The organism is Streptomyces sp. NPDC006430 (genome assembly GCF_040612395.1).
Classification (GTDB): Bacteria; Actinomycetota; Actinomycetes; order Streptomycetales; family Streptomycetaceae; genus Streptomyces.
The window spans coordinates 227,514-239,389 of the sequence record NZ_JBEXQA010000011.1 but is presented as its reverse complement, the minus strand read 5'-3'; the positions used below and the strand labels follow the sequence as shown (position 1 = coordinate 239,389).

Annotated in this window: 12 protein-coding genes; 3 read left to right on the top strand and 9 right to left on the bottom strand. The window is 70.8% G+C overall.

Going from position 1 to position 11,876, the window contains the following annotated elements; all coding sequences use genetic code 11:
• Window positions 1-94: 94 nt before the first annotated feature.
• Window positions 95-916: a DUF3626 domain-containing protein gene (locus tag ABZZ20_RS19115; RefSeq protein WP_356870892.1), complete on the bottom strand. Its 822-nt coding sequence runs from the start codon at window positions 914-916 to the stop codon at window positions 95-97.
• Between the two features lie 40 nt (window positions 917-956).
• On the opposite strand from ABZZ20_RS19115, the gene ABZZ20_RS19110 reads away from it, so the two are divergent.
• Window positions 957-1,511, top strand: a complete 555-nt coding sequence (locus tag ABZZ20_RS19110; RefSeq protein ID WP_356870890.1) for a GNAT family N-acetyltransferase — start codon at window positions 957-959, stop codon at window positions 1,509-1,511.
• Window positions 1,512-1,520: 9 nt separating this feature from the next.
• Here ABZZ20_RS19110 and ABZZ20_RS19105 read toward each other — a convergent pair whose 3' ends face one another.
• The 6 genes from ABZZ20_RS19105 to ABZZ20_RS19080 form a co-directional block, all read right to left on the bottom strand.
• Window positions 1,521-3,071 carry a type VI secretion protein gene (locus ABZZ20_RS19105; protein WP_356870888.1) on the bottom strand — a complete coding sequence of 517 codons (1,551 nt, stop codon included), beginning with the start codon at window positions 3,069-3,071 and terminating at the stop codon, window positions 1,521-1,523.
• Between the two features lie 2 nt (window positions 3,072-3,073).
• Complete coding sequence (locus ABZZ20_RS19100) at window positions 3,074-4,495, bottom strand: ATP-binding protein (protein ID WP_356870886.1); 1,422 nt, start codon at window positions 4,493-4,495, stop codon at window positions 3,074-3,076.
• Window positions 4,496-4,514: 19 nt separating this feature from the next.
• Window positions 4,515-6,077, bottom strand: coding sequence for an SCO6880 family protein (locus ABZZ20_RS19095; RefSeq protein WP_356870884.1), 1,563 nt, complete (start codon window positions 6,075-6,077; stop codon window positions 4,515-4,517).
• Entirely contained in the window at window positions 6,074-7,435 is a 1,362-nt protein-coding gene (locus ABZZ20_RS19090; RefSeq protein WP_356870882.1) for a hypothetical protein, read from the bottom strand. The genes ABZZ20_RS19095 and ABZZ20_RS19090 overlap by 4 nt, the downstream gene beginning before the upstream one ends.
• Entirely contained in the window at window positions 7,425-8,270 is an 846-nt protein-coding gene (locus ABZZ20_RS19085) for a hypothetical protein (protein WP_356870880.1), read from the bottom strand. Before ABZZ20_RS19085 ends, ABZZ20_RS19090 begins: the two co-directional genes overlap by 11 nt.
• Before the next feature lie 102 nt (window positions 8,271-8,372).
• Window positions 8,373-8,681, bottom strand: a complete 309-nt coding sequence (locus ABZZ20_RS19080; RefSeq protein ID WP_136213834.1) for a hypothetical protein — start codon at window positions 8,679-8,681, stop codon at window positions 8,373-8,375.
• 417 nt (window positions 8,682-9,098) lie between these two features.
• Here ABZZ20_RS19080 and ABZZ20_RS19075 point away from each other — a divergent pair, with 417 nt between their 5' ends.
• Window positions 9,099-9,728, top strand: a complete 630-nt coding sequence (locus ABZZ20_RS19075; protein ID WP_356870878.1) for a hypothetical protein — start codon at window positions 9,099-9,101, stop codon at window positions 9,726-9,728.
• A 54-nt stretch (window positions 9,729-9,782) separates the two neighbouring features.
• Here the strand turns inward: ABZZ20_RS19075 and ABZZ20_RS19070 are convergent, their stop codons facing one another.
• Window positions 9,783-10,625: a pentapeptide repeat-containing protein gene (locus tag ABZZ20_RS19070; protein WP_356870876.1), complete on the bottom strand. Its 843-nt coding sequence runs from the start codon at window positions 10,623-10,625 to the stop codon at window positions 9,783-9,785.
• A 10-nt stretch (window positions 10,626-10,635) separates the two neighbouring features.
• The gene (locus tag ABZZ20_RS19065; RefSeq protein WP_356870874.1) at window positions 10,636-11,151 is read right to left on the bottom strand and encodes a GNAT family N-acetyltransferase; all 516 of its coding nucleotides are present in this window, start codon (window positions 11,149-11,151) and stop codon (window positions 10,636-10,638) included.
• Between the two features lie 71 nt (window positions 11,152-11,222).
• Here ABZZ20_RS19065 and ABZZ20_RS19060 point away from each other — a divergent pair, with 71 nt between their 5' ends.
• Window positions 11,223-11,831 (top strand): LysE family transporter, encoded by a 609-nt coding sequence (locus ABZZ20_RS19060; RefSeq protein WP_356870872.1) that lies wholly within the window; start codon window positions 11,223-11,225, stop codon window positions 11,829-11,831.
• The last annotated feature ends 45 nt before the right edge of the window (window positions 11,832-11,876 follow it).

Here is an 11,876-nt window from a genome sequence, read left to right as displayed (position 1 = left end):
GGTACTGCAGGGGGGACCCTGTGGGAGAGTAGGACGCCGCCGAACAATCATTGTGGGAAAGCCCCGCACCTTATGGTGCGGGGCTTTTCTGCGTTCAGGAGCAATGACCGAAACGGGCCAGGTAGTGCCAGACCCGCTTGAGGTCCTGCTCGTCGTAACGGCCGGTGCGGGCCGCCTCGCCGAGGATGCGGGGGGTCAGCCGGCCCGATACGGCGATGGCCGCGCCGAGGTCCACGTACTCCTGGCCGCGGTAGGCGGGGTGGCGGCGGAGTTCCTCGACGGTCAGGGAGAAGCCGGGGTGCCATTCGATCGGGCACGGGAGCTTCTCGGCTGCCGCCCCGACCTCCGTGTCCCGATGGCTGGGGTCCAGTACGAGGGCGGCCACATCGCGGTCGAGCCGGACCGGGTCGTGTATCTGGGCTTCGATGTAGTCGTCCAGGAGGTCCTGCTCGTCGGCCTCCGCCAGGGCGATCAGGGACATGCGATCGGCGACGCCGAAGGATTCGGGCTCCAGGTAGCTGTCCGGGTAGCAGAAGGTGGTGCGGCGCAAGGCCTCGGCGGTCAGCCGGAAATGGGCGGAGCCGAAGCGGGGAGCGGCGCCCACCGCGCGACGGCGGAAGTTCAAGGCCCCGTAGACGGGGCGGGCTTCGGCCGGGGCGTCGTCGTACGCGCCTCCGAAGATGCGGCTCTCCCAGTGCCAGCGTGCTCCGCCGGGGTGGGCGGTGAGGCCGCCGTTGCTGGTCCCCGTGACGAACTGAGAACGGTAGACGCCCTCCTCGGCCAGGGCGGCGAGGATCGGACGGTCGCCGAAGAAGCGGTCGGGGTGGAAGTTGAGCGTCACCGGCAGCGTCGGGTCCATCGGGGGGCCGGACGAGAGGCTGCTGACGTGGCGGAGAGCCCGTGCAAGGAAATTCATGGATGCAGTGTGCATCAGCCTCGTGGTTGGATTCGGACCCATGAACCACTACGTGATACGTCCGGTGCGGGCCGAGGAATGGCAGAAGGTCAAGGAACTGCGGCTCGCCGCACTGCACGATCCCATCGCGCCCCTGGCGTTCCTGGAGACGGTGGACCAAGCCGAGGCCAGGACTGACGCGTTCTGGCAGGACCGGGCTGCGGGGGCCTCGCACGGGCGCCACGCCCGGCAGTTCGTGGCCGAGGCCCCGGACGGGCAATGGGTCGGGTCGGTGACGGTCCTGATCGAGGAGGGCGGCACCACCGACTACTTCGACCATGCCATCGCGCAGACGCAGGGGCACCTGGTGGGCGTGTTCGTACGCGCCGAACAGCGCGGCACCGGGTTGATCGAGGAACTCTTCGCGGCCTCGCTGGACTGGGCCTGGTCGCTGGAGGAGCCGGCAGTGGAACGCGTACGCCTCTTCGTGCACGAGGACAACGCGCGGGCCGGGAGCTTCTACCGGCGGTACGGGTTCCGGGCGAGCGGGCACGTCGTACCCGTACCGGGCGATCCGTCCGCCAAGGAGCTGGAATACGTCCTCACCAGGCCGTAAAGCGCGCGCTCAGCCGTGCATGGGGTCGAGGGGCGCGTCGGGCCAGTGGGCGCGAGCCTGTTCGCGACTGCGGCACAGGGCAAGCAGCGGCAGGGCCTCCTCCGCCAGGAGGACGGGGAGTTGGGGGATCGGGGCCACGGCCGCGACGTCATCGAGGACCAGCGTGAGTGGTGGGTCGAGCCGACCGTGGGATGACCGTGCGGCCATGCGGCGGCCGTGCTCGACCACGCTCGAGGCGAGTGCGGTGAGCAGCGGCATCGCACCCGGGTGGGTGCGGGGGTCTTCCAGGGGTTCGCCCACCAAGTAGAGAGTGCCCCCTTCGGACACGAACGATGCCAGGGCGAGCGCATCTGTTCGGTTCGGGTTGCAGGCCTCGCGGATGTGGATGGACGTGAGGCAGGAGAGGGCACGGGCCGTCAGGTGCTGGGCCTGCTCACGGCGTTCGGGGTGGGCGGTCAGGGCGCTTTCCAGCTCGCCGGCGGCGCCGGGGGCGGCGCGGGGGTGGGTGCGCAGGACCCGGACCGGTTCCTGGGCGCCGTTGCCCTGGGCCCAGCGGTGCAGCTGCTTGAACGGGCGGTCGTCGAGTGCGGCGGCCTGCAGCCAGCTGCGCAGGAGCGTCTCCGCCGTATCGGCGACGGCCGCGTCCATCCGGGCCTGGGGGCGTACGGGAGCCAGGAGGGCGAGGGCGCGGGCGGCGGCGGTGTCGCGGTCGGCGCAGGCGTCGGCGGGGTTCCAGTGCATGCGGGCCGGGGTGTCGCAGAGGTGCGAGGGGTCGTAGAGGAGGACCGGGCCGAGCTTGGCGCGGGCGTCCTTGGTTTCCGACCAGAGGGCGGGGGAGGAGGTCAGGACGAGGGCGGCGCCGTCCGCTGCCGCGACGGCTTGGGTGGCGAGGTGGTGGCGTTCGGCCGGGGTGCCGTAGACCAGGCGGGTTCGCCGGGCGGGGGCGGGAGCGGGGGCAGGGGCAGGGGCAGGGGCAGGGGTCCGGGTCGGCGCGTAGCCGAAGCCGTGGCCGTAGGCCTCGTCTGTGGTGCCGGTGCCGGTGCCGGTGCCGGTGCGCGGGGCGTCGACTTCGAGTCCCCGTGCCTCGAACGCAGGCGGGGCCGGGATGGTCGGCGTGGCCTGGGTGAGCGGCTGGGCCGGGATGGTCGGTGGGGCTGGGTGGGGCGGTTCGTGTGGGGTGGGGTGCTTGGCGCGGGCCTGGCGGGACTTGGTGCGGGCGATCACGCCCATCACGAAGACCGTCAGGACGAAGAGCACCATGAGCTGGCTGATGAACAGGCCCCAGAAGAGGCCCCAGCCCGAGAGGGCCGCAGGGTCGGTGGCCGGCCAGGCTCCCGACACGTCGTGCGGTTGGGTTATCAGGGCGCGGACCGCCCCCGGGGTGCGGGTGAACGTGACGGTGGCAGGCCAGGACCCCTTCGAGAACAGGGCGGCGAGGCCCGTCGACGACCAGACCAGGGCGGCCAGCCCGAGGAGGAAGGCCAGGAGGCCGACCAGGACGCCGTCCGGGATGCCGCCGCGGGCCGGGGCCGCCGTACGTCTCGTGTCGCTCTCGTGCACGGTTACGCCACCGTGGTCGCCGAGCCCGGGCCGCCGCCGTTGCGGTGGCGTTCCATCAGCAGGGCCCGTTCCTCCGCCTCCAGTTCGGCTGCGAGCAGGTCGTCGGGGAGTTGGTGCTGGGCCGAGGACTCCGTCATGGCGCGGTCGGTGTAGACGAGGGGCCGTTCGGCTTCGGTGATCAGGTGTTTGACCACCTGGACGTTGCCGTTGACGTCCCAGACCGCGATGCCGGGGGTGAGGGTCGGGATGATTTCGACCGCCCAGCGGGGCAGGCCGAGGACCCGGCCTGTCGCGCGGGCCTCGTCCGCCTTCTGGGCGTAGATCGTGCGGGTCGAGGCCATCTTGAGGATGGCCGCGGCCTCGCGGGCGGCGGCGCCGTCGACGACGTCGGAGAGGTGGTGGACGACGGCGACGAAGGACAGGCCGAGGCGTCGGCCGAACTTCAGCAGCCGCTGGAACAACTGCGCCACGAAGGGGCTGTTGATGATGTGCCAGGCCTCTTCCACGAGGAAGATGCGCTTCTTGCGGTCCGGGCGGATCCAGGTGTGCTCCAGCCACACGCCGACGATCGCCATCAGGATCGGCATCGCGATCGAGTTGCGGTCGATGTGGGACAGGTCGAAGACGATGAGTGGCGCGTCGAGGTCGATGCCGACCGTGGTGGGTCCGTCGAACATGCCGCGCAGGTCGCCGTCCACGAGGCGGTCGAGGACGAGCGCCACGTCGAGGCCCCAGGCGCGTACGTCGTCTATGTCGACGTTCATGGCCAGGGCCGATTCGGCTTCGGGGTGGCGCAGCTGTTCCACGATGTCGGTGAGGACCGGCTGGCGGTCGCGGATCGTGTCGACGACGTAGGCGTGCGCGACCTTGAGGGCGAAGCCGGAGCGCTCGTCGAGGCCGTGCCCGAGGGCGACCTCGATGATGGTCCGGAGCAGCGCGAGCTGCCCGGTCGTCGTGATCGCCGGGTCGAGGGGGTTGAGGCGGATCCCGTCGTCGTTGGCGGCGATCGGGTCCAGGCGGATGGGGGTTATCCCCAGCTGCTGGGCGATGAGGTTCCACTCGCCGACACCGTCCTCGCCCTGGGCGTCGAGGACGACGACCTGACGGTCGCGGAAGCGGAGCTGGCGCAGGACGTACGTCTTCTCCAGGGCGGACTTGCCGTTGCCGGACTCGCCCAGGACCAGCCAGTGGGGTGCCGGGAGCTGCTGGCCGTAGAGCTGGAAGGGGTCGTAGATGTAGCCCTTGCCGCTGTAGACCTCACGGCCGATGATGACGCCGGAGTCACCGAGTCCCGGGGCGGCGGTGGGCAGGTAGACGGCCTGCGCCTGTCCGGTGGAGGTGCGTACGGGCAGGCGCGTGGTTTCGACCTTGCCGAACAGGAAGCTGGTGAAGGCGTCCGTCAGAGCGGACATGGGATCTCGCATGGGCGGCACTTCCCTCCAGCTAGCGTCGGATGCCGGTGGCGAACGGCAGGGTGTTGACGAAGGCGCGGTGGTGTTCGCGGTCGCACCACTCCAGCTTCAGGTAGGACTTGCCGGCCGAGGCGCGGATGGTCCGCTTGTCGCGGGCGAGCGCTTCCGGCGAACGCGAGGACACCGTGATGTACCCGACGAGGTTGACTCCCGCCGCACCGCTGGCGAGATCTTCACCTCTTTGGTCGAGCCTGCCGTGGGCGGCGATGTCGCGGGGGTCGACGGTCCGGTTCATCTTGGCGGCGCGGCTGGCGTCGGCCTCGTCGTTGGTCTTCTCCGTAAGCATCCGCTCGATGGCCACTTCTGTGGGCTCCAGATCCATGGTGACGGCGACCGTCCGGATCACGTCCGGGGTGTGGACGAGCAGCGGGGCGAGGAAGTTGACGCCGACGGGCGTCATGGGCCACTCCTTCACCCAGGCCGTGGCGTGGCACCAGGGGGCGCGGGTGGAGGACTCGCGGGTCTTGGCCTGGAGGAAGGTGGGTTCCATCGCGTCGAGTTCGGCGGGCCAGGCGTTCCGCTTGGTCATGGCCTGAATGTGGTCGATGGGGTGGTCCGGGTCGTACATGGAGTGCACGAGGGAGGCGAGGCGGCCCTGGCCGAGCGGCTGGCGCACGCGGATGTCGGCCTCGGCGAGGCGGGCGCAGATGTCGGTGAGCTCGCGGGCCATGACGATGGCGAGGCCGGCGTCACGGTCGAGCTTGCGGCCCTTCTGGGGGGTGCCGGCGCGGGCGATGGTGTGGGCCTCCGCCGCGAGTTCGCGCGTGTAGTGCATGCAGGCGACGAGGTACGCGCGGTGCTGCTCCGAGGAGGTCGAGACCATCGACTGGAGCTGGTCGTACGAGTCGCGCAGCCAGACGGGGGCGTTCACGTCTCCGCGCTGGGCGACGTCCTTGGCGTGCGCGTCGGGGTCGGCGGGGAGGGTACGGGCGAGCATCTGGAGGCGGGTGACGAAGCCGTCGCCGTTGGCCACGTGCTTGAGGAGGGTGCCGAAGCGGTCGACGAGGGCTTCCTGGTCCTCGCTGTCGCGCAGGCCGACGCCAGGGCCTTCGATCTCGATGGCCGCAGTGACGGTCCTTCGGTCCGCGTGCAGGAGGACGGCGATCTCGTCGGGGCCGAAGGGTGCGGCGAGCCAGTTGATCCGGCCGATGCCGGGAGGCGGGCCGATCTCGACCTCGCGGCCGTCGGCGGCGCGGACGCCGGCTTCCATGGCACCGGAGCGGTAGGTCGTACCGCGGCGCAGGGTGCGCTTGTAGCTGCGGTTGATCTCGAACCACTTGTAGAAGGTGCGGCCCTTGTACGGGACGTACACGGCGGCGAGCGCGAGCACGGGGAAGCCGGCGAGGCTGACGATGCGCAGCATGAGGTCGGGGACGAGCAGACCGCTCATCATGCCGAAGAACGCGCCGGCGATGATCAGGGCGATCTCGCCGCTCTCGCGGTTCTTGCCGACGATCGCGTTCGGCCGGGCCCGGCCGATGAGATACGTGCGGCGGGGCGCGACCGGGTGCAGCTGGTGGGACTGGGTCGTCAACGCCCGTCACCTCCTGGGTTCCTCGTACTCGAGCTCGTGCGGGGCGGGGGTGCGGCGGAGGGGACAGATCCGCCGCCGGGCCCGCCGCCGGAGGTGGGGCGGCTGCTGTGGGCGGCCACGCCTCCGGAGAGGGGGTTGGCGGGACGGGGGGCGCCGGGGCCCCCGCCGTCGCCGCCTCCGCGATGGGCGCCGCGGCTGCTGTGCGTCTTGATGCCCTGGGAGACGAGGGAGGCCGGGGAGCTGATGACGGCGGCGGCCTGGGCGCCGTCCGTGGCCTTGCTGCGGCCGGCACGGGCGGAGGCGATCTCGTCGCCGAAGCCGGGGACGAAGCGGTAGATCATCGCGGAGGCGAAGATCGCCAGGAGGATGATGGCGAGACCGGAGACGACGGCGGAGAAGGCGTTGGGGCCCTTCTCGCCGGCCAGGGCCCCGGCGAGGCCGAGGACGATCACGATGACAGGCTTCACGAGGATGACGGCGATCATGATGCCGGCCCAGCGGCGGACGTGACCCCAGAGGTTCCGGTCGACGAGCCCGGCGTAGACGACGACGCCGAGGAGGGCGCCCACGTAGAGCAGGGCGGCCCGGATGAACAGCTCCAGGAACAGGACACCGGCGGCGAGGACGGTGACGAGCGAGACGACGATCAGCATGATCGGGCCGCCGCCGATGCTGTCGCCCTTCTTGAGCGCCTCGATGAAGGAGCCGAAGAAGACGTCGGTCTGGCCACCGCTCGCGGAGGCGATCACCTCAGTGACACCGTCGGTCGCGGAGACCACGGTGTAGAGGATCAGGGGGGTGAAGGCGGAGGCGAGGACGGTGAGCCAGAGGAAGCCGACGGCTTCCGAGATGGCGGTGGTGAGGGGGACGCCGCGGATGGCGCGCTTGGCGACCGCGAAGAGCCAGAGGACGAGCGTGAGGATGGTGGAGGCGGCGAAGACGATGGCGTACTGCTTGAGGAAGGCGCCGTTGGTGAAGTCGACGTTGGCCGTACCATTGACGGCTTTGCTGAGCTCGGTGACGATCCAGGCGGCGGCATCGGCGCAGCCCTTGGCCAGGGAGGCGAGGGGGTTGAGGGCGTCGGTGGGGTCACCGGGGGCGAGGCCGGTCTTCGAGCCGCCGCCGGGTGTGGCCTCGGCGCCGCGCTCGCAGTAGTCCTTGGCCGGGCCTCGGATCAGGTCGCAGGGGTTGTTGCTTGCCTGCGGAGTCGGAGTCGGAGTCGGAGTCGGCGTCGGGGTCGGGGTCGGGGTCGGGGTGGGCGTGGGAGCGGCCACCGCGCGGGTGGCCAGGAGTACCGCGGTGGTCTGAAGGGCGGCTACGACGGCGGTGAAGGACAAGCCGCGACGGCTAGCGTGCATAGGTGAGCCCCCCGAACTGCGACACGGCGGCGGCCATTTCCTCGGCGGAGGAGGCCCTCTGGTCTCGGCCGACCGGGGCCGGGCCGTCCTTCTGGGTGAAATCGGTGATGCGCCAGTCACCGTCGATCCAGCGGAGCTCGAACGTGTTGGTGTACCAGCTCTCCGCGACCGGGTTCTTCGAGCCCTCGCCTGCGAGGCCGAACAGGGTCGAGTGCCAGACGGAGACGGTCGCAGTGTCGCCGCCGAACCTATCCACCTTCGTCCCGACAGGGTTCGTACGGGAGATGAACATGAGGCCCTTCGGGGCCTTGCCCCCGGCATCGAGGCCGATGCGTGCCAAGAACTGCTGATCCGTGTAGACGCGATCGAGGTCGCTTTGGCGCGCGGCAGCCACGTCCGGCACATAGACGGCCTGGACGATGGCCCGTCTCCGGACACTGTCGAACATGCCGTCAGAGCCCAGCGCTACCGCGTAGTTGGCGGCGGCCGATTGGGCTCCCTGTTCGTCGTGGGCGAAGCCCTTGGGGATGGTGCCGTTCTTGCCGTCCACCGGGCGGGTGCCCGTTGCCGTGGTGGAGGTGGCTGCCGGGGGGTTTTCCGAGGTGGGGGTGGTCGGGGTGTTTCCGGACTGGTTCGCGAACGCGATAGCGGCGACCAGGAGGACCACCACGCCGACCACGGTGACCAGCCCCCGCGAGGCGCGCGGTGTACGGCGAGGGGCGCCGTACGGGTCCGAGGGGGCGTCCGGGAGGCGGGTGCGGGTCTGGCCGGTGCCGCCGACCTCGCCGTAGCCGCTGCCGGCGCCGCTGCCGCCGTACTGGTCGTCGTTGCTCATTGTGTGTCCGCCCCCTCCGCGTCGTCCGACGGTAGCGCTGGTTCCCGCGTGGCTGCGGTGTGGTGAATGCTCATCAGGTCCGGCGCCCGGTGGGCGGCCGGGCTAGACGGCCATTCCGTAGACGATGGTGAAGAGGGTGCCGAGGGAGCCGATGATGAAGACGCCCGTGAGGCCGGCCACGATCAGGCCCTTGCCCTGTTCTGCGCTGAACGTGTCGCGCAGCGCGGTCGCGCCGATGCGCTGCTTGGCCGCGCCCCAGATGGCGATGCCGAGGCAGAGGAGGATCGCAACAGCCATGACCACCTCGACCATGACCTTCGCTTCGTTGCCGAGACTGCCGAACGGCCCCCAATTTGGGGCGATTCCGCCGATGATGGTGGTGATGTCGCCCTTTTCGGCTGCCAGGATCATGTAACTCACCGCCCCTGTATGGGTAGTTCCGGTAGCCCGTGCCCGACGGCAGGGGTCACGCACTATCTTCGCTGATGAAACCGCCGCCGTATGTCGACTTGACGGCTCTCTTTACCCGATCTCCCGACCCGTGGCCCGCCCGTGCGCTCTGACCTGGGCGTGGGCGGTGAGTATGCGAAAGAACGTATGGTCACTCTGTGTATCACGGGGGGTGACCCCGGGCAATGATTGTCCTCTCGGCGTGCGGGAGGCGGCCAGGGAGGCGGCCCGGGGGGCCGCCGTTCGGCGCAATGGGCGGGCGTGTCGTTGGGCCGACCCGCTGACGTTGGTCCGACTTTCCGTCAGTCGGCCCATCGGTAAGGCGGGTTGCGGGGGATGCTCCAGGCTGTTCGGTAGGACGACCCAAGGAGCGTTCGGATGGTTTCCACGGTGAAGGCGGTTCGGCACGCGTGGCTGGCCGGTGGTTTCGCGGTACCCCTGGTGATCGCGCTCACGGGCGTTGCGGTCCCGGCTGTGGCCGCCCCTCAGCAGGGGGCGGCGGTGACTCTCGACCGGAGCGGCAGCGGGTGCCCGGAGCCCGATGCGAGGACGTTGCCGGCGCCCGCGCCGCTCGCGGCCGGCGCGGCGTCCGTGAAGGAGAGCGGTTGCGTCGGGTCGCCGGGTCCGCGGGGTCCCGTGGGGCCGAAGGGTGACCGGGGGCCGAAGGGTGACCGGGGGCCGGCGGGTCCGCCCGGGCCGTGCCAGGACATCGACACGACCAGGGGCGAGAGCGACCTGGAGTTCAGTGCCCTCCTTTACCGGGGCAGGACGTTCGTGGGGCGGCGGGACACGTCGCCGGTCGGCCCGTACGCCTGGAAGGACCTCACCACGCCGCTGAACCCCGGGCATCCGCGGAACGCGTGCGGAGTGTCGATCAACACCCTGGGCTACACCGTGTACGTGAAGGTGCTGACCACCAAGGGCGACGTGTACGAGAACCACTGCACGTACACGGGGGAGGGCGCGCTCGCCTGCCCGTCGGGGTGGACGGCCATCATCAGGCCCTGACGGGCGGCCGACCGGCCGGGCGGCCGGGCATCAGGGCGGCCGGGCATCAGGGCGTCAGGGCGCCGACCAGTGGGCGGGACGGGTCAGGGTGGCCGGGATCTTGGTGGTGGCGTCGCCCCGGCCGGCATTGAGCTGGGCCTGGGTCAGGAAGACCGCGTCGCGCAGGTCCGCCCCGCGGAGGTCGGCGTCGCGGAAGTCCGCGCCGATGAGGTCCGCCAGACGCAGGTCGGCGCCGCTGAGGTCGGCGGCGATCAGGTAGGCGCCGCGGAGGTTGGCGCCACGCAGGTCCGCCCCTGCGAGGCGGGCGCCCATCAGGTCGGCGCCGCGGTGGTTCTTCTTGCGGCCCGGGGCCTTGGCGCGGACCAGCTCGCTCGTCTTGAGGAGCAAGGTGTTGATCTTCTGGCGGAGGGCGCCGACGTCGAGGGCGGCGAGGGCGTCCGCGTCGGCCCCGGTCCACTGAGTGGTTTCGGCCAGCACGCGGCGCAGCTCGGCCTGGACGGGGGCGGCGGCCGGGAGGGCGAGCGCTTCGGTGACGTAGAAGAGCAGCTCGTGCAGCTGCCGCATCACGGGGAAGACCTCGTACATCGGGCCGGCGGTGCCGGGGTGCGTGCGCCAGTCGCGGCCGGCGAAGGTCACCTGGGAGACCTGCTGGCCCGCGCCGAAGCAGTCGAAGACGGTGCAGCCCTGGAAGCCCTTGTCACGCAGCTGCGTGTGGATGCCGCAGCGGAAGTCCTGCTGGAGGTTGGTGCAGGGGGTTCCGGCGGCCTTGTTCACGGCGAAGTCGTGGGACTTGGCGAAGGGCAGGGCGACGCAGCAGAGCGCGAAGCAGTTCGAGCAGTCTGCATGCAGGTCAGGGGTGGCCGGGGTGGCGGCGGGAGGGGCGGGGTTGGCGGACACCCGTCCATTGTCACCGGGCGGGGGCGGCCCGTCGCATCTGGAAGGCGGACCAGCGGATGCCGTCTACCTCCTCCACGTCCTCCAGTACCTCTTCGGTACGGAAGCCGAGCTTCTCGTAGAGACGTACGGCCGCGGTGTTGTGGGTATACACGCCGAGGTCGAGCGAGGGGAGGCCGAGCTCGCCGAAGGCGCGGTCGACGGCGAGTGTGAGGAGGGCCTCACCCAGGCCGCGCCCGCGCGCCCGCGGGTCGATCAGGACGCGGCCCAGGCGGGTGCCGCGTACGGAGACGTGCCCGAGGGGGTGTCCGTCGGCGGACACCGCGGTCCAGGTGTGGCGACCGGGCTCGGTGGCGTAGGCGGTGAGCTGGCTGTCGTCCAGCGGCCAGGTGAAGGCGGGGCCCGCCCAGGTAACGAGCTCGGCCCGGGTCGTGATCCAGCGGTGCAGGGCCGGGGCGTCGTCGGCGGGGCGGAACGGGCGCAGGGAGAGCGGCGGGAGGGGCGAGGGGCGGGAGGGTGGTGGTGTCATCTCTCAAGTATCAGTGGGGCGAACCGGGTTGGCCGTGGTCGCGGGTGCGCGGGCATTCGTAGCATCGGTACATGACAGAAGTGATCGCAGTCGCAGTCATTACCCTTCTCGCCGTGATCAGTCCGGGCGCCGATTTCGCGATGGTGGTCCGGAACAGTTATCTGTACGGGCGCCCCACGGGGCTGTTCGCGGCAGCGGGGGTCGCGGCCGGGGTGCTGGTCCATGTGTCGTACACGATGCTCGGGGTCGGTCTGCTGATCGCCTCGTCCACGGCGCTCTTCACGGCGATCAAGCTGGCGGGCGCCGCGTACCTGGTGTGGATCGGGATCCGGACCTTCCGGACGCGGGCCGAGGTGACCGTGGACCTCCGGTCCGAGCCGCAGTTGACCCGGCTGGGTGCCCTGCGGTCCGGGTTCCTGACCAATGTGCTCAATCCGAAGACCACGCTGTTCGTCGTGTCGACGTTCACGCAGGTCGTCGATCCGGACACCGCGGTGTGGCAGCAGGCCGGGTACGGGCTGTTCATGTCGGCGGCGCACCTGGGCTGGTTCGGTGCGGTGGCACTGTTCTTCTCCAACGAACGGCTGCGCGACCGGATGCTCAAGGCGCAGAAGGCGCTGAACCGGGCGATCGGCTCGGTGCTGGTGGGGCTGGGGGTCGGGTTGGGGTTCGCCCGCTGAGCTTCTGGCGGGCTTCGGGGGTTCCGGCGGGCCCCGGGGGCCCGG